The organism is Vibrio pacinii DSM 19139 (assembly GCF_000711795.1).
Classification (GTDB): Bacteria; Pseudomonadota; Gammaproteobacteria; order Enterobacterales; family Vibrionaceae; genus Vibrio; species Vibrio pacinii.
The window spans coordinates 24992-41997 of sequence record NZ_JONH01000022.1 but is presented as its reverse complement, the minus strand read 5'-3'; the positions used below and the strand labels follow the sequence as shown (position 1 = coordinate 41997).

The window sequence follows — 17006 nt, the reverse complement described above, 5'->3', positions numbered from 1 at the left end:
TATATGTTTCTTTGCGGCTAAGCGGCCTCTGCTGTCGTTAGAGCGATATCTTTTACGCCTTTGCTTAGTTGACTGGCGTAGGTGTTTCCATAACATTCCGCCTTCTGCTTTGTTATTCCAAACATACTGGTAAATCAGTTCGTGACTCATCGTTTTTTGACCAATTCGCCTTAGGAATCCAACTATCTGTTCAGGGCTCCAGTCCAGTTGCAGCAAGGCAGCAACGAGCCTGAAGTCGGTTTCGTCATAGCGCTTGTTTCGCCTTGAGCGAGCGAGCCTATTTCGAGCTCGTTGTTGAGCGTACTCAGGTTGGTACGAGTACCTGTCAAAGTACTTGTTATAGCGCTTATTACGTTCTATCTCACGATAGATCGTAGACTTATGACGGTTGAGTAATCTAGCTATTCCAGCAGTACGTAGTCCTTGCTTTCTTAAGATAGAAATCGTATATCTTTCTTTCTCAGTGAGGTGTGTATATTTCATGGTTTTACTTCTTGGCGGGAGCAAAAATCATGATTATCGCATCTCACTGTTTTATTTTTCAGTGGTGTCGCACTTCGTACTTGAATCCAAGTACACTAACAAGGCGTTTAAGGCAGATTCGCAACGCTAGGCATTTTCGGTTTGCTTTGAATTTAGTGTTTACGGCACAATGGTTTAGGTTAGGTGGCAATGTTGCTCACTACTTAACGCGGCGTTATACCAGTTAGCCGAATGACACAATTGGTAGGGGGTTGACCATATGTCTGATAGAATCCGCGTCTTCCAGTAATCACGTTGATAGCACTGGATTTACCTAAGACTAGGAACTATTTTGACCAATAATGATATTTTACGCCGTATACGCTATACATTTGATTTAAAAGATAACGCAATGAGCGAAATCTTCTCTTTAGCCGACCTGAATGTGACAGATGTACAGATCACTGGCTGGCTTAAAAAAGAAGATGATGAATCTTTTGTCGAACTGAGCGACACTGAATTGGCGATATTTCTCAATGGTTTTATCAATTTTAAACGTGGCAAACGCGAAGGTGAACAGCCTAAGCCTGAAGATAAATTGAGCAATAACATCGTATTTCAAAAATTACGAATTGCGTTGAACATGAAAGCCGAAGATATTCTTGATGTGTTACAGCTTATCGATTTTCGTTTAAGCAAGCATGAACTCAGTGCGTTTTTCCGTAAACCTGACAACAAGCACTATCGAGAATGCAAAGATCAAGTGCTACGAAACTTTTTGTTAGGACTTCAACGCCAACTGCGCCCAAATGACGACGAATCAGAGTCTTAGTATTCTCGCAAGGCAAATTAAGCCCCTAGGATATGATAACCCATGTTCTAGGAGCTGGTTTCTCACTTGATACCGGACAAACTCCAATATGCACACTGTAAGTTTAGGTATTTTGGTTCAAAAATCGCGTGACTTGTAGCAGTTTAAGATAGTTATATTAGATTTAAGATATCACAGCCAATTAGTAAAAATTAATCACCCATGAATATACCAATTAAAAGCACTTATCCCTCTGATGTCTCGTGTTCAAACTGCAAAGCGTGCTGTTGTCGTCTTGAAGTTATGATTATTTCAGACACGGGCGTACCTGAAGAGTTTATCTTACGTGACCAATATGGTGGCGAGACAATGAGACGATTAAATGATGGTTGGTGTGCGGCTCTAGACAGAGAAACACTGATGTGCTCTATTTACGAAAATAGGCCTTGGATATGTCGCGAATTTGAAATGGGATCTTATGAGTGCATTGATGAAAGAGTGAAGTTTTTATAAACATAGCTCCAGTTCTGATTGCTAGAACAGAGATGTTTGGAGCAGTATTAATAGTATAAAAACTTGGTTGGATCCAAGTTGTAGAAAGTCAGTTCTAGCCTTTCTGAAATCTCACACCCGCCAAATGAAATTGGATCGACGTTTAAGCGGCGATTCTCTACTGGACCGTGAAGTCCGGCATGTTGTCCCTTGTGTAATCTCCCTTGTAATCAGTGTTTATTTACACCATCAACATCACTTATTAACAATAGTTCCACGCTAGATCTGGATTTTTCCCAGTTAACGGCCACACTTAGTTACAAATTTAATTATAAAGTTTAGTCAGGCTCTATTGCCGTTTAGGCATTGTCTTTAGCACATATTGTATAAGGAATTATCAGTGATGCGAAACTTAGGATTTAAGACACTACTGCTTATTTCAATTATCGCTTTAGTGGTGGTGTCGGTATCGTCATCAAGTTACGTTGCTTATGTAAAAGAGCGAGATGTTTTGATCGATCTTATTACTAACAGTAACCGAAATTATGTTGATGCGGAAGCAGAGCAAATCGCGACCCGCTTACAACAGAAAGTGTCAGGGATAGAAAAACTCGGCCAGCGTTTTCAAAACGCACCTATCGAGGGAGGGCCGCAAGACTTTATTATGATGACACATACGATTGCAGCAGCGATGAACTTAAACAGTTCAGTGGTAGCATTTACCAATGGTGATGCCTACTGGAACCAAACAGGCAGTAGTTGGCCAAACAACAAATATGCCGGTGATGTCACGACTCAAAGTTGGTATCAGGCGGGGCGTCAAGCTGTATCCACTAGTGTCACAGAGCCGTATGTAGATTCTGATGACTCAAGCATTTACTGGGTGTCGATCGTACGCAAAACTTTTAGTGGTATGATTTCGGCAGATATGCAATTGGGCTTTCTCAATGAGATTGTTAAGTCTGCCAACGAGGTTGCGGGGAAAACGGCAATAATTCTCAATCATGACGGCACGATATTAGCCTCGTCAATACAAAATGTGAAAGCTGGTGATAACGCTGAGCGTTATGCATGGCTTAATAACGCGGTCAAGCAGGTGGTAGACAAAGAGGCTAGCCATTTTGAGTCGACTATCAATAACCAAGAGAAATTGTTTTTCTCTCGTAAAATTAAAGTAGCGGATAAAAGTTGGTATCTTTTAGTTGGCTTAGACAAGGAGATCATATTTTCTGAACTTTCCGCAGCCAAGCGTAATGCAGTGATCACGGCTCTGATTGCTACCTTTGTCAGTATCGTAATAGCGTTAATCATACTCCGTGTACTATATCGTCCAATTTTGGTGCTGAAAGAGACTATTGTTGGCTTGAGCCAAGGCAATGGCGATCTCACCCAAAGAATTGAAGTGAAAACCAACGATGATCTCGGGCAGATTTCACAAGGGGTTAACGCCTTTATTGAAAGCTTGCAATCTATGATGCTAGAAATTCGTCAGGTCACGGATCATCTCAATGAAAACGTCGACCGAATGAAGGACCAAAGCCAACGCAATAGCATCATATTACAAAACCACGTCCAAGAGACAGAGCAAGTGGTAACGGCTATTGAAGAGATGAATTCAACGGCAGACTCGATGGCAACTGACGCAGCTAACACGGCAGAGTTGACCAATAAAGCGAGTGAGGCCAGCAACGAGTCAAAACGAACAGTTAATCAAGCCCAAGCCAACGTGCAAGAACTGGTCGACGATGTAAGTGCTGCCTCTGAAAATGTTAATAAGATGGCGTCAGAAACGGATGATATCAACACCATCTTAGGTGTTATTGGTGATATTGCCGAGCAAACCAACTTGCTTGCGCTCAACGCTGCTATCGAAGCTGCGCGTGCAGGTGAACAGGGTCGAGGTTTTGCGGTAGTTGCAGATGAAGTTCGGAATTTGGCCAGCCGTACTAAGACTAGCACTGAAGAGATAGAAACGGCGCTAGCGAGTTTGCAACGTGGCAGTCAATCCGTTGTGAGTTCGATGGAGACGACCAAGCAGAAATGTGCTCAAACCGCTGAAGGTGCTGGCGAAGTGGCAGGAAGTCTTGATGTTATGGCTCAATTTGTCACCGATATTAATGACCTCAGCACTCAAATTGCCACAGCGGCAGAAGAGCAAAGTAGTGTTACCCAAGAGCTTAGTCGCAACATGTCGGCCATCAACGATATCGTTGGTGAGCTAGACAGCAACGGTCAGCAAGCGCTAGAAGAGGCGCAAACCATTTCAACGATGAACCAAACACTCACTGATATTGTAAGGCGTTTTAAGCTTAGTTAAACCAAAATCTATATGGTAATCAAAGGCGCGTTGAGCGCCTTTTTGATGTTGTAGCTATGTGACTCTGAAGTAGAGAAAAGTGCTAATCATTAATAACCCAATCCAATACAATCAAAATCTTTCGCTCAAATAGTGCTGAGTGCTATGGGTTATTTGGCTTCGCAGTCTCTTCCCCTATTGTGCTTCCCTTGTGCAAAATTACTCACTTATTGTTAATCTAAAAGCTCAAGTTAACTTAAGGAAAAGGGTGTTTAACACCGAGGGAAAAATATGGATTTGAGTGTTGGTGAGGTGGCAAAGCGTGCTGGAGTCAAAGTATCTGCGCTGCATTTTTATGAGCAAAAAGGGTTAATTCATAGTTGGCGTAATCAAGGTAATCAGCGTCGTTATGATCGCAGTGTATTACGCCGAATAGCTGTGATTAAAGCTGCGCAAGAGGTTGGATTAACGTTAGAAGAGATCGTGCAGTCGTTAGCACATTTGCCCAAACATAAGGCCCCGAGTCGACGAGAATGGGAACAGATGGCTTCAGGTTGGAAACAGATGTTAGAACACAGAATTTTGCAACTGCAAGCCTTACAACAAGATCTCGGTGGCTGTATTGGTTGCGGTTGCTTATCGATGGACTCGTGCGCTATCTATAACCCAAAAGATATTCGTGCTGAAACTTTCCAAGGAAAAACCATGCTTACTCATCCGGAAGAGTGGTTACAAGGACAAAGCAAATCCGAGCAATAGTGGCAAGGTTAAGATGCTAAAAAAATTACCAAACAGAACCATCGAAGCGACTTTCGCCGGTTCAATATTAAAGCGTTCTGCGAACAGGTAGTTCATGACCGCGGGTGGCAGCATAGTAAACAGAACCATCATTTGCAATTGCAAGGTTGGCAGCGGAATAAACCAATAGATAACCGCAAACGCAATGGCGCCAGTTAATAACGATTGCAAGGTGCAGAGTAAACCGACTTTCAATCCACTTAGACGCAGATGACACATCTGAGCGCCGAGTGAGAGTAACATGACGGGGACCGCAGCTTGCCCGAGTAGCGCGGTGGCTTCGTAGAGCGGCGTCCACACGGAAAATCCGCCAAGGTTAATGACTAACGCGGCAATGGCGGCAAGGAAAATCGGCATTTTGATGATCTTCTTAAATGGGTTACCTTCACTTAATAATGCAAGGCCTAGACTAATATGAATACAGGCCGACACAACAAACAGCAGTACCGCCGAAGCCAGTGCACTGTCACCAAACGTGTAAGTAAAAAGGGGAATGGCAAGGTTACCGCTGTTGCGAAACATGTGGGGTGGCGCCCAAGCTTTAAAACTCAGTCCAGACAGCTTACACAATGGGATCATGACTAACCCAGGAAGTAGTACCGCGACAAAAGAGGCGGAGAGCAGAGGCACTTGTTCTGTATCAAGTGGCATTAACACAAGCGATGAGAACACCAGAGCAGGGGTAAAGGTGTCCATGTTAATACGGTTTATGGGTTGAAAATCAGGTTTGAGCCACTTTCCCACACAAAAGCCAACGGTCACTAATGCAAAGACTGGGAACAGTATTCCGACCACTTGTTCTAACATGCCTCACCCTGATGTAATTGTTATTGTTAACGATCAAATTACCTGATTTTTGTGCATTAAAACAGCGTCATAGTGATCAATGATCGACGTCTCATCACGATTTTAACAAACCTAGTTACTGCAATTAACACCAAGGGTATTTAAAGGCCCCTAACAAAGATACTTACTCCTTGGTCTTCGAAGTCGGTGATCGATTGTGCGCAAGTCAGCGTAACAGGTTTTGAGTCAACGCGAAGCCTAACAGGGCTTGGCCTGAAAAAACAAAGGAAGGAATCATGTTTAAATACACAATGTCGCTAGTTACCGCTCTATTTGCACTTTTCGCTTTTGTTCTACCAGTGCAAGCTCATGACCATGGAATGAAAGCCGATATCGTTGATGTCGCTGCAGAGAATGGTTCGTTCAACACACTCGTCGCAGCCGTCAAGGCGGCAGGTTTAGTCGATACCTTGAAAGGCGAAGGTCCGTTTACCGTGTTTGCTCCAACTGATGATGCGTTCGCCAAATTGCCCGAAGGCACAGTTGAGTCACTGCTGATGCCTGAAAATAAAGATAAGCTAATTGCTGTGTTGACGTATCACGTGGTGGCTGGGAAAGTTATGGCAGCGGATGTTGTCAAGTTAGATAAAGCAACCACCGTGCAAGGTCAGGCTATCACGATCAAAGTGATGAATGGCAAGGTGATGGTAGATAATGCCAATGTTGTAGCGACAGATGTCAAGGCGAGCAATGGTGTGATTCATGTCATTGATACCGTGATACTACCTAAATAATTCGAACAACATTATGGTTAATCTTGGGCAAAGCAAGGCGCTTTGCCCTTGTTTTTTATTTATTGGGAAAAGCTATGCAACAACGCAAATTTACCAGTGAACAGCTCGCACAAATGGAGAGCCGCTACCGTGCGAGGCTTATTAACAGCTTAAGCGGTTTCAAAAGTGCCAACTTGGTCGGTACTATTGACGCGCAAGGGCAAACAAATCTTTCGATAGTCAGCTCTGTCATTCATATTGGGTCAAATCCTCCGCTGTTAGGGTTTATCAATCGTCCCAATTCTGTTGAGCGTCATACCTTAGAGAATATTCTCCAGACTGGCGTATTTACCCTCAATTCGGTTGCTGCTGACTTTGCCCCTTTGGCGCACCAAACTTCAGCACGTTACGCTAAGCAACAAAGTGAATTTGATGCTGTTGGCTTAACCCCACAGTTCGAAACCGGTTTCGATGCCCCGTTTGTGTTGGAGAGCGAGCTTAAAATGGCGTTAACTCTCAAAGAGCATCATAGGATTAAGGTTAACAAGACTGAAATGGTGATTGGCCAAGTTGAACAGATACATCTTCCTTCTGACGCATTAAAAGCGGATGGATATCTTGATGTTGAAGCGATGGATTTAGTCACCCTCAGTGGACTTGATAGTTACCATACGACTCAGCGCTTGTTTCGCCTCGAGTATGCAAAGCCTGATAAAAAGCTGTCGCCGCTAACGGTTGACGGCGCAGAGAGTCAATGGCCGAGAGGTCACGATAAGTACTCTTAAGGTAATCATCGTGTCTGCTATTTAGCTCGATATTTGTGTAACAGGTCGATTGGGATATGACAATAATCATTCGGAAAACGTGTCAATCTGTCTTGGTGTTCATCATCACTTTTAACGTAGTTGGTGAGCGCTAGCACTTCAACGGTAATCCTGTCTGCATCTGGTCGGTTGAGAATATACGCTTTGGCTTTGGCAATATGATGCTGGTCATGACTATAGATACCCGTTCGGTACTTTTCACCAATATCTTGTCCTTGCTGATTGACGCTGTAAGGGTCGATGATTTCAAACAAATGGCCGATGAGCTGCTCGAGTGAAATGACGTCACTATTGAATACTGTTTTGACACATTCTGCATAGCCATCGTACTCTGCTTGAGTCGAGTCACTGGTGCCATTGGCTCGTCCCGCTTCGGTATTGACAACCCCCGGTAGGTGTTTGAAAAACTCTTGTACGCCCCACAAGCATCCACCAGCAAAATAGACCTCTTGTTGCATTTTAGTCTTTCCTCTTATTTAGTCATGGAACGCTTGGTATATTGCCTCTGTTTGAGAGTCGAGTCCACCCTGACCAAAGGCCATTGATGATGCTGTTTTTGAGTTGGCATTTTGCTCTCAAGCGAGGATTACTGCGTAACAGAGTATGGATGGGCAAAAAAGAAACAAATAAAAGTATGGCAAGGTGTCTGATTGAGGTTAAAAATCGGACTAATAGTTTTTCGCCTTACTTCGAGATTTAGCATGCCGAATAAAATAAAAAAGCAGTACTTACCTAAGAAAATTTGCGCTGCTTGTCAGCGGCCCTTTAGTTGGCGTAAAAAGTGGCAGCGCTGTTGGGATGAGGTACGTTATTGTTCAAAACGCTGTCGCTCATTTGGTGCTCAGCGCTGCGATACTATCGGCTAACGAAGGCTACCAAGGTAGCTCCTCACCGCTGTAGCTATAAAATCGGCCACTATGCTCTGGTGTACTGCGCTCTATAATGGCAATCAGATCACGCGCGACATCGTCCGGGGTGAACAGTTTGCCAGTTGGTACATTGGCTTGAAATGGTTTTGACAGCGCAGTGTCTGTTGTTCCGGGGTGGAGGGCAATGATGGTTGCCTTTCGGCAGGTGCGTTGCCATTCAATGGACACTGTTTTTACAATCATATTGAGCGCCGCTTTTGAAGCGCGATAGCTATACCATCCTCCTAATCGATTGTCCTTAATGCTGCCTACTTTGGCTGAGAGTATTGCCATCTTACCCGCCTCACTGCGTTTCAGTATTGGAGTAAAGTACTTGCTCAGTAGCAACGTTGGTAGCGTATTACGCTGGATGTTTTCACTAAAGAAGTCGCTCGATACACTCGCTAAACTTTTCTCCGGGCCTTGATGCTTGTTATGCAAAAATCCAACACAATTTATTATCCAGTCAATATGAGTCAACTGCTCACTTAACTTATGCACTTGGCTTTCGTTACTGACATCGACCTGATGCCAAGTCACTTCATCGGGTTGCGACTGAGGTTGAGTTTGTCGATAGGTCGCGTGCAACTCAGCGCTAGGGTAACGTTGCTGGCAAAGCTGTAAAATGGCACTGCCGATACCGCCACGCCCACCAATGATTAATATTTTCATTTTTATGTCTCAATCTGATGTAAGAACCTGTCGTTCAAATGAACTTGGAGTGTGATTAGTTACGAAAAAAAGGGCTACACGACTCAATATAGACCGAGATGTGTGATCAATCGCAAGATTCTCAATGTTTATCAGGCCCAATCGGCTATCAAATTTAGCTTAAGCCAATAGTGCGTCAATAGTGGTCTAGATTTATATGAGCTAGGTTTCTTAAATTTGGACGTGGTCAGATGCAGGTGTGGTCAAAGAAAAACGGATTGATGTGGAGTGTTATCGTTGTGCTGGCGATATCGGCACTCTACCTCTATCAACGGAAAATGCCGATGACCGTTGCAACGGATCAAGTTAAGATCGGAGTCTCATTGACGCCGCTCTCTTCACCTTTTTTTGTCGCCGAGCAACTGGGGTTGTTTAAACAATATGGACTCAATGTTGCGTTGTTGCCCTGCTCAAGTGGGGTGAGTTGCGCAGATTCTATGCTTAATAGCGATGTCGATTATGCGACCGCCTCGGAATCGGTGGTGATGTTTAAGAGCTTCAAGCAGGATGATATCTTGCTTTTGGCGAGTTTTGTTGAGTCGGATAATGATCTCAAATTGCTCAGCTTAGGTCCGTCAAAAATTAAATCCGTTGCTCAATTAAAAGATAAACGAGTGGGTATTGTGAAAGGGTCGGCGAGTGAGTTCTATTTTGACTCTGTGCTGATTGGTAGTGATTTACGCGAATTGCCTGTGGAGAAAGTCTATTTGTCTGACAAAGAGCTTGTCCCGGCATTGCTCTCATACCGAGTTGACGCCATTTCTGCTTGGGAACCAATGGGTTACCAAACTGACTTACTTTCAGTGGCGCAAGTACACAATTTGGGTATCAATGGGGTCTATCAGCTCTCGTTTAACCTTATTTCTCGGCCTTCTCATCTTGAATTTGCAGGGGATGAACCCGTTCGTTTACTGCAAGCACTCCAAGTGGCAATCGATTGGATTAAAACTCACCCGCAGCAAGCCATCACGCTAGTGTCGCAACGACTTGAGGTGCCTGTAGAACAGATTGACTGGTCTTGGGACGACTATGTTTTTCGCCTATCGCTAGGTAACTCACTGTTATCCAACCTACAATTGCAAGCACGCTGGGCGATAAATAGCGGTTTGGTCAGTAAGTCTCCGCCAGATTTTAGGCGAGTGTTTTACTCATACCCATATCAACAAATGTTAGCAGAAAGGAACTGACGTCATGCTTGATTCGATGTTTAAGAAGATGTTTGTTCTGTCGACGACGACGATGCTACTGACGCTTTTTATTGTGGTGTCGTTTACTAAAATTCATGCCGAGCATAAAGCAACCAAGACCGATTTGGATCAAGTGATTGATCTGCAGCTTAGTGTTGATTTATTACGTAGCCAACTATGGGCGTTTATGCAGTTTCGAGATCAGCCGAGTTTAAATCAGGTCGAGCTTGCCCAAGCGGATCTGGCGACTAAGTTTACGGCCTACAAAAATAAACACATCCAATTGGATAACTTGCAGCGAATGAATAGCAGTTTGATTAATCTTCTTGGCCAAGAGAAGGCGTTGTTTTTTAACAATTTCAATGATAGTAGCCCAGCCATACAAACGGCTTTAGATACTCGAGCACTGCTGCAATCTCGTTATAACATGATCATGCAGAATATGACGGAAGAACTCGCTTATATTCATAGGCAAGTGCTCAACAAGAATACCATCAATTTACAAAACGTGATGGGCACGGCTGCGGTATGGTTAATTGCCTGTTCTTTGCTGGTCAGTGGGGTCGCTTGGTTGATTCTATTTAGGTTTAGAGCGGGAGCCGGAGCAATGAAGAAAGCGATCCTCGACTTAGCGAGTGGGCAACTAGATACCAAAGTAGAAAATGTCAAAATGGACAGTGAATTCAGAGTGATATCGAGATTCTTTAATCAGATGACGGCATCTTTACGCCAGTCTACGGTTACCAAGCAAGAATTAGAAGAAGAGGTCAAGCGTCAGACCATGCAGTTACATAAAAAACAGCAGCAACTACTATTTTTGTCTGAACACGATCCTTTAACTAATTTGATGAACCGCAGAGCGTTTGATAAACAGTTAGAGAGCGCATTAATTAAAGCCAATCGTACTGAGCGAAAATTGGCGTTGCTGTTCCTCGATTTGAATGATTTTAAACAGGTTAACGATACTTATGGACATAATGCAGGCGATATGGTTTTGACGGCCGTTGCACAGCGGTTAACCGATTGTATTCGTGAATCTGATTTTGTTGGCCGCTTAGGGGGAGATGAGTTTGTCGTCTGTTTAGATCTGCTGACCAGTTTCGATGTTGTTAAGCAAAAGGTCGAACAGATAAAAAAATTGGTCAATCAACCCATCTATTATGACGAACGATATTTGCAGGTTAGCGTCAGTGTTGGTATCAGCCGCTATCCGGATGACAGTAAAAACAAAGACACATTAATGAGTATTGCAGATGAAGCGATGTACTGTGCTAAGGAACGCAATCAGCGTCATCAAGCTCAAGATCCTCCGCTTGAAGATGATGAAGGTGAGGCTAAGGTGGTCAGTATTTCGCTAAATAAACACTAACAAATTGGCGCTGGCTCACAAAAGTGTAAATATTAGTTAACACTGTTGTTAACTTGCCATTTCGACTTCACTCTCGACATCAATATCAATAATAGACATCTTATCCGGGTTTGATTCACCCTTTTTGGTGAGTCGTTAAGGGATAGGAAGCCTAAAATGGATAAAGAACATAGTATGCGCGAAAATTTACTCGCGTTATTGTTGGGTAGTGCCTTAGTTTCACTGGGCGTGATATTTTTTAACAAAGCGGGGTTACTGACAGGTGGAACCGCCGGCCTCGCGATTTTTCTCACTAAGGTCAGCAGTTTTAGTTTCGGTCAGATCTTTTTTGCTTTGAATTTGCCATTTTACCTTCTTTCTGTGGCTCGTATGGGCTGGCGTTTTACCATTAATACCTTTATCGCGGTGTCGATCGTTTCGTTCGCTGTCGATCATCTTCACCACGTGATTGAAATCGCCCGTATTGATACTTTCTATGCGGCACTGATTGGTGGTGGGCTGATCGGGATTGGGATGTTGGTTATTTTCCGCCATAAGATGAGTTTAGGCGGTTTTAATATTCTGGCATTGTTCCTTCAAGAACGTTTCGGTATTCGAGCGGGTAAGGTTCAAATGGCGCTCGATTGTACCATCGTGGTGTTATCACTGTTTATCGTTGATCTTTCACTGATTTTGCTATCGGTGATGGGCGCTGTGGTAACGAATTTAATTTTGGCCATGAATCACAAACCAGGCCGCTATCAACCCAAGCCGTCCGCGGCGTATGCGGCCATCGTTGAAAAGGCTTAGCATTGCTAAGCCTTTTTATTTGACGAGCGCTCTGGAGTTTCAACCACATCGCTTCTAGAGCCCCCCATCTTGAGTGTCATACCCCTTAAATTGTTTGTAATAATCGCAAGGTAAATTTGACTAACAAATGACTACATTCACCATGTGAATTAGTTGACCAGTCGAGGCCTATTCTTAAGTAGCTGTAAATGTTGGACAAATAGTTGGTCTACGACTTGCTTGGGTGACTTTGTGTTATTTGTTTTAAAAATTACTTGCTCGATAATGAGAATGGATAAACTGATTGTATAAAATCATCCTGGTCAATGGATAAATTGGTCTGATTTGGTGTCACACGTAAGTTCATTCGTATAACCATACTATTAGAGCCCGCTACTTAAGGCGGCATTTTACAAGCATTACAGACAGATAAGGAACTCACATGATGAGTAAGTCGTTACGTTGGCTACTGCCTTTTGTTGTTTTGGGCGGCGCTTATGCAGGCTATTCAGCGATTGCCTCCAGTGCACCTGATCCCCTGAAGAGTAAACCACCCAAAGCGCCACCAGTGGTTCAAGTTGCCAAAGCACAATCAAGCAATCATAAAGTAGTGATTACCGGCCATGGTGAATTAAGGCCTGTTGAAGTCACTCAACTTTCAGCGCAGGTATCTGGCGAGGTAATTAGCTGGCACCCTAATTTCCTTGTTGGCGGTGTTGTCGAACGTGGTGAAGTGCTCTTTACTATCGAAAGTGATAACTACCAAGCTGCGGTACTTCAAGCACAAGCCGAACTTGCCAGTGCACAAGCGGCGCTAATCGAAGAGCGAGCGCGTGCAGAAGTGGCAAAACGCCAAGCGCAAAACCTCCCTAAAAATCAGGTCACGGATCTATATCTACGAAAACCGCAACTATTGAGTGCTGAAGCGCAACTTAAATCGGCTCAAGCGTCACTTAAACGCGCCAAGCGTGATTTAGCCAACTGTGAGGTTGTGGCACCTTATGATGCGTTGGTGGTTGAGAAATCGATTGGAGTTGGTCAGTTTATCTCAGCAGGAGGACACGTTGCGACGTTAAATAATGTTGAAGCCGGAGAGGTGCATATCCCTATTGCGGGCTTTGACAGTGCGTTTCTGCCAACCAACTTTGCTGGTTTACCCGCACGTGTTATTCAACGAGGGATCAGTAGCACTCAACGTCAAGGTGTTATCGATCGCGATTTGGGGATTGTCGATAGTAGCACCCGTATGACAAGTTTGGTGATACGCGTTGATGACCCTTATGCGGTCAATAGCGAGCAGTTTCCCATCCAGTTTGGCTCTTATGTTGAAGTGCAATTTACCGGTAAGGAGCTCAAGCACATCTACCGATTGCCGCAAGAATTGGTCAATAACCGCCAAGTCTGGGTGGTCAATCAAGACAATCAACTTGAGCCAAGGACCGTCAATGTATTGCGAGCAGAAAAAGAGTTCATGCTGATCAATCAAGGCTTGAGTGATGACGATCAGATAGTGATTACCGTTCCCGAGTATCCTCAGCAAGGGCTAGCAGTCACTGTTGCCGATATCGTCAGTACTAATCAGGACTAAAGTATGCACGAGACCAAACAAACAGGCTTAATCGCGTATTTTGCCAATAACCCAGTCGCGGCAAATTTGCTGATGGTGTTCGTATTGATCGTTGGTACCGTCAGTTTCTTCTTCATTCAAAGGCAAATGTTTCCCAACATTGAGGTGAACTACATCAATGTTAGTGCTCAATACCCAGGGGCGTCTCCCCAAGAAGTCGAAGAGAGCATATTAATTAAGTTAGAAGAGTCACTTAAAGACGTTACCGGAATTAAGAAAGCGGTCTCGAGTGCTAACCGTGGCAGCGGCAATATTGAACTCGAAATCAACGTTGATGAAGACATTGATGATGTATTGGTCAAGGTTAAACAGAAGATTGACGCGGTCTCGAACTTGCCAGCGAGTATGGAGCCGATCCAAGTTTATCAGTATGAGTTTCGTCAAGATGTCATAGAAATGGCGCTGGTGGGCGATCGCAGTCTACTTGAGTTAAAACCGATTGCAAAACAGATTGAAGACGAGCTATTACAGCTTGGCAATGTAGCGTTGGTGGAGCTTGGCGCACCAAATTATGAAATTGCTATTGAAGTAGAGCCGCGTGTATTACAAAAATATAGCCTCACATTGAATGATGTGGTCAATGCTATTCAACGTTATTCTGCTAACTACTCGGCAGGTGAAGTGCGAACCAATGCCGGCATGATTTCTGTACGTATCGAGAATCAGTTTTATCGCGGTGAGCAATTTCGCGATATTCCGGTCAAAATCGGTGCCAATGGCGGCAAAGTTCTGTTGCAAGATATCGCAACGATAAAAGACGGATTTACTGAAGATGACCGCTATTTTAAGTACTCGGGTCAAAATGCGATGTATTTATCGGTGAAGGCGACCAAGGACCAAAACATGGTCACGGTTGCAGACACTGTCAAAGCGTATATCGAACAAAAAAATCAAACCTTGCCAGCGGACTTACAGATCAAAACGTTGGTCGACATGACCTACTACTTGAATGCCCGTCTCGACATGATGTTGAAGAACTTGCTGCAAGGGGCAGTGTTGGTTGCATTGATGTTGAGCTTGTTCTTGCGAGTTAAACTGGCGATGTGGGTAATGATAGGGCTACCAGTCTGTTTCTTAGGCGCGGTGATGATCATGCCTGCGATCGGTGTCAGCATTAACATCGTCTCTTTGTTTGCTTTTATCATGGTTCTTGGGATTGTTGTCGATGATGCGATCGTAATTGGTGAAAGTGCCTACAGTGAAATCGAGAAAAAGGGTGGCGGGGTCGAAAATGTCGTGCGCGGTGTCAAGCGGGTAGCCACACCAGCGACTTTTGGCGTATTAACCACCATGGCCGTTTTTGCGCCATTTCTGATGTCGAAAGGCATTGAACGGGCATTTTTCTTCGGTATTGCCGCGATCGTGATCCTTTGTCTGCTATTTAGTTTGATTGAATCGAAATTGATTCTTCCGGCACATTTAGCGCATTCTCATTTTAGTCCGATTAAGAAAGGCAGTTGGCGCGACCGATTTAACACTCGCTTTTTTAGCTTTGTTTATGGGCCATACCAACGCTTCGTTGAACTGTGTACCTATTGGCGCTGGAGTGTGTTAGCCAGTTTTACTGCCATTCTTGTGCTTAGTGTGGCGTTAGTGATGGCGAATTATGTGCGTATCGTCCCGTCGCCGAAAGTGCCGCATGATTTTCCGAGCATTAAGCTGGTGATGAATGACAATATTTCTAGCCAACAAACCATCGCAGCACTCAAGCTGATTGAGTCAACTGTCATGGCCGTCGACCAAGAGATAGAGCAACAGACCGGGCAAAAAATGGTGCGAGATATTCTGACTTTCAGCCAAGGCCGCAAAGAGGGGTCGTTAGTGATACCTTTGGTGGATGAAGAACTGAGACCATTTGACACTTTTGAGCTTGCAAGACGCTGGCGCGAGAACATTCCAACCATACCCGGAATGAAGACTTTCACCGTGTCCGATAACGTCAACGATAATGGCAAAGGTGATGAGTTTGGATTCCTGCTGTACGGCTCAGATATTGACTCTCTTAATGAAGCTGGGCGCGCGTTAATCCTTGCCCTGCAACAGCAGCAAGGCTTGTTTGATATCTCTTCATCGATTGATACTGGCAGTCAAGAGGTGCAACTTTCATTAGCGCCAGTGGCTTATAATCTTGGCTTAGATCTGTTTGATATTGCGACTCAAGTTGGTGGCAGTTTTTACGGCGGTGAGGCGGAACGAGTACTGCGTGATGGTGAAGAGGTCAAAGTGATGGTTCGTTACCCTCAATTAACGCGCGAGGCATTTTCGTCTCTGCGTTATGCGGTGATAACCACTCCCGATGGCAAAAAGGTCATGCTCGGTGACGTGGTTGAAATCAAACAAAAGCCGGGCGTGAGTAGTATTCGACGCGAAGAGGGTTATCGCAGTGTTTACGTTTATGGATCCATTGATGAAGAACGAGTGGAGCCTAACGCGATTGTCGAGCGAGTGACTAGCGAAATTATGCCTGATATTCTGGCTGGTTATCCGGGCGTTAAAAGTGAGCTTGGCGGCACGATTGAAGAGCAACAAGCGCAGCAAAGCGAACAGATTATCTTCTTCGTCGCTGGGATGATCTTGGTCTACATTTTGTTGGCCGTGCCACTGAAAAGCTACACACAACCACTGATTATTATGTCAGTGATTCCATTTAGCTTAACTGGAGCCATTTGGGGTCACTATTGGTTTGGTCTTGATCTGAGCATGATGTCGACCTTTGGCTTGATTGCTGCCGCCGGGGTGGTGGTTAATGACTCATTAGTGATGACTGACTATGTCAATCAGGTTAGAAAAGAGGGCGTCAACACTAAGCAAGCGGTTATTGAGGCGGGCTGCGCGCGGTTTAGGGCCATCATTCTGACATCGATTACGACCTTTGTTGGTGTGTTGCCGATTATGTTTGAAACTAGCCTGCAAGCACGTTTCGTCATCCCAATGGCAGTCGCCCTTGGTTTTGCAGTGTTGTTCGCCACCTTGCTGACATTGGTGTTGGTGCCTTGTTTGTATCTGATCTTAGAAGACATCAAAGCACTGTTCACTAAGCTTAAGAGCCTTATGTTGCGTCGTCGTTACCCGACGCAACAAACGCTAGATCAATCCTCAGGTCAGTAGACCCACTGGTTATGTAGCAATGTTTTTTAAAGGGTTCTTTAAGGGAAACGGATGACTTTAAATTAGGCTGTCAAATCGCAACCGTG

Annotated in this window: 16 protein-coding genes; 12 read left to right on the top strand and 4 right to left on the bottom strand. The window is 44.4% G+C overall.

Features of this window, described 5'->3' with window-relative positions; translation table 11 throughout:
* The coding region (locus BS19_RS13890; RefSeq protein ID WP_157631179.1) for an IS30 family transposase at positions 1-483 on the bottom strand (483 nt) is incomplete at its 3' end.
* A 331-nt stretch (positions 484-814) separates the two neighbouring features.
* Between BS19_RS13890 and BS19_RS13885 the strand changes: the two genes are divergently transcribed.
* The 4 genes from BS19_RS13885 to soxR all read left to right on the top strand — a co-directional run bounded on the left by BS19_RS13885 (position 815) and on the right by soxR (position 4820).
* Complete coding sequence (locus tag BS19_RS13885; protein WP_038176010.1) at positions 815-1294, top strand: YehS family protein; 480 nt, start codon at positions 815-817, stop codon at positions 1292-1294.
* A 201-nt stretch (positions 1295-1495) separates the two neighbouring features.
* Positions 1496-1786, top strand: coding sequence for a YkgJ family cysteine cluster protein (locus BS19_RS19855; protein WP_084185996.1), 291 nt, complete (start codon positions 1496-1498; stop codon positions 1784-1786).
* A 382-nt stretch (positions 1787-2168) separates the two neighbouring features.
* Complete coding sequence (locus tag BS19_RS13880) at positions 2169-4082, top strand: methyl-accepting chemotaxis protein (protein WP_038176007.1); 1914 nt, start codon at positions 2169-2171, stop codon at positions 4080-4082.
* Positions 4083-4352: 270 nt separating this feature from the next.
* Positions 4353-4820, top strand: a complete 468-nt coding sequence (gene soxR, locus BS19_RS13875; RefSeq protein ID WP_038176006.1) for a redox-sensitive transcriptional activator SoxR — start codon at positions 4353-4355, stop codon at positions 4818-4820.
* On the opposite strand, the gene BS19_RS13870 is transcribed toward soxR, so the two are convergent.
* A complete protein-coding gene (locus BS19_RS13870) occupies positions 4791-5666 on the bottom strand; it encodes an AEC family transporter (protein WP_038176005.1) in 876 nt (291 codons plus the stop codon). The genes soxR and BS19_RS13870 overlap by 30 nt on opposite strands.
* Positions 5667-5956: 290 nt before the next feature.
* Between BS19_RS13870 and BS19_RS13865 the strand changes: the two genes are divergently transcribed.
* Both BS19_RS13865 and BS19_RS13860 read left to right on the top strand, forming a co-directional pair.
* Positions 5957-6439 (top strand): fasciclin domain-containing protein, encoded by a 483-nt coding sequence (locus tag BS19_RS13865; RefSeq protein WP_245609284.1) that lies wholly within the window; start codon positions 5957-5959, stop codon positions 6437-6439.
* Between the two features lie 74 nt (positions 6440-6513).
* Complete coding sequence (locus tag BS19_RS13860) at positions 6514-7203, top strand: flavin reductase family protein (RefSeq protein ID WP_038176002.1); 690 nt, start codon at positions 6514-6516, stop codon at positions 7201-7203.
* Positions 7204-7220: 17 nt separating this feature from the next.
* Here the strand turns inward: BS19_RS13860 and BS19_RS13855 are convergent, their stop codons facing one another.
* Positions 7221-7700, bottom strand: a complete 480-nt coding sequence (locus BS19_RS13855) for a peptide-methionine (S)-S-oxide reductase (protein ID WP_038176001.1) — start codon at positions 7698-7700, stop codon at positions 7221-7223.
* A 243-nt stretch (positions 7701-7943) separates the two neighbouring features.
* Between BS19_RS13855 and BS19_RS19850 the strand changes: the two genes are divergently transcribed.
* Entirely contained in the window at positions 7944-8108 is a 165-nt protein-coding gene (locus BS19_RS19850; RefSeq protein WP_084185995.1) for a DUF2256 domain-containing protein, read from the top strand.
* 6 nt (positions 8109-8114) lie between these two features.
* Here BS19_RS19850 and BS19_RS13850 read toward each other — a convergent pair whose 3' ends face one another.
* Positions 8115-8822 (bottom strand): SDR family oxidoreductase, encoded by a 708-nt coding sequence (locus BS19_RS13850; protein WP_038175999.1) that lies wholly within the window; start codon positions 8820-8822, stop codon positions 8115-8117.
* Between the two features lie 260 nt (positions 8823-9082).
* Here BS19_RS13850 and BS19_RS13845 point away from each other — a divergent pair, with 260 nt between their 5' ends.
* The 5 genes from BS19_RS13845 (at position 9083) to BS19_RS13825 (ending at position 16920) form a co-directional block, all read left to right on the top strand.
* On the top strand, positions 9083-10048 hold the full coding sequence (locus tag BS19_RS13845) for an ABC transporter substrate-binding protein (protein WP_245609283.1): 966 nt from the start codon (positions 9083-9085) through the stop codon (positions 10046-10048).
* Positions 10049-10052: 4 nt separating this feature from the next.
* The gene (locus tag BS19_RS13840) at positions 10053-11417 is read left to right on the top strand and encodes a diguanylate cyclase domain-containing protein (protein ID WP_038175996.1); all 1365 of its coding nucleotides are present in this window, start codon (positions 10053-10055) and stop codon (positions 11415-11417) included.
* Positions 11418-11573: 156 nt separating this feature from the next.
* Positions 11574-12206 (top strand): DUF6198 family protein, encoded by a 633-nt coding sequence (locus tag BS19_RS13835; RefSeq protein WP_038175995.1) that lies wholly within the window; start codon positions 11574-11576, stop codon positions 12204-12206.
* Positions 12207-12627: 421 nt separating this feature from the next.
* A complete protein-coding gene (locus BS19_RS13830; protein ID WP_038175994.1) occupies positions 12628-13773 on the top strand; it encodes an efflux RND transporter periplasmic adaptor subunit in 1146 nt (381 codons plus the stop codon).
* A gap of 3 nt (positions 13774-13776) precedes the next feature.
* Positions 13777-16920 (top strand): efflux RND transporter permease subunit, encoded by a 3144-nt coding sequence (locus BS19_RS13825; protein WP_038175992.1) that lies wholly within the window; start codon positions 13777-13779, stop codon positions 16918-16920.
* Positions 16921-17006 lie beyond the last annotated feature (86 nt).

What these genes read in the sequence shown, in the direction of transcription:
- BS19_RS13855 (WP_038176001.1), bottom strand. Translation starts at nt 7,700, where the DNA reads ATGCAACAAGAGGTCTATTTTGCTGGTGGATGCTTGTGGGGCGTACAA.
- soxR (WP_038176006.1), top strand. Translation starts at nt 4,353, where the DNA reads ATGGATTTGAGTGTTGGTGAGGTGGCAAAGCGTGCTGGAGTCAAAGTA.
- BS19_RS13865 (WP_245609284.1), top strand. Translation starts at nt 5,957, where the DNA reads ATGTCGCTAGTTACCGCTCTATTTGCACTTTTCGCTTTTGTTCTACCA.
- BS19_RS13860 (WP_038176002.1), top strand. Translation starts at nt 6,514, where the DNA reads ATGCAACAACGCAAATTTACCAGTGAACAGCTCGCACAAATGGAGAGC.
- BS19_RS13870 (WP_038176005.1), bottom strand. Translation starts at nt 5,666, where the DNA reads ATGTTAGAACAAGTGGTCGGAATACTGTTCCCAGTCTTTGCATTAGTG.
- BS19_RS13845 (WP_245609283.1), top strand. Translation starts at nt 9,083, where the DNA reads ATGTGGAGTGTTATCGTTGTGCTGGCGATATCGGCACTCTACCTCTAT.
- BS19_RS13830 (WP_038175994.1), top strand. Translation starts at nt 12,628, where the DNA reads ATGATGAGTAAGTCGTTACGTTGGCTACTGCCTTTTGTTGTTTTGGGC.
- BS19_RS13825 (WP_038175992.1), top strand. Translation starts at nt 13,777, where the DNA reads ATGCACGAGACCAAACAAACAGGCTTAATCGCGTATTTTGCCAATAAC.
- BS19_RS13840 (WP_038175996.1), top strand. Translation starts at nt 10,053, where the DNA reads ATGCTTGATTCGATGTTTAAGAAGATGTTTGTTCTGTCGACGACGACG.
- BS19_RS13850 (WP_038175999.1), bottom strand. Translation starts at nt 8,822, where the DNA reads ATGAAAATATTAATCATTGGTGGGCGTGGCGGTATCGGCAGTGCCATT.
- BS19_RS13880 (WP_038176007.1), top strand. Translation starts at nt 2,169, where the DNA reads ATGCGAAACTTAGGATTTAAGACACTACTGCTTATTTCAATTATCGCT.
- BS19_RS19850 (WP_084185995.1), top strand. Translation starts at nt 7,944, where the DNA reads ATGCCGAATAAAATAAAAAAGCAGTACTTACCTAAGAAAATTTGCGCT.
- BS19_RS19855 (WP_084185996.1), top strand. Translation starts at nt 1,496, where the DNA reads ATGAATATACCAATTAAAAGCACTTATCCCTCTGATGTCTCGTGTTCA.
- BS19_RS13835 (WP_038175995.1), top strand. Translation starts at nt 11,574, where the DNA reads ATGGATAAAGAACATAGTATGCGCGAAAATTTACTCGCGTTATTGTTG.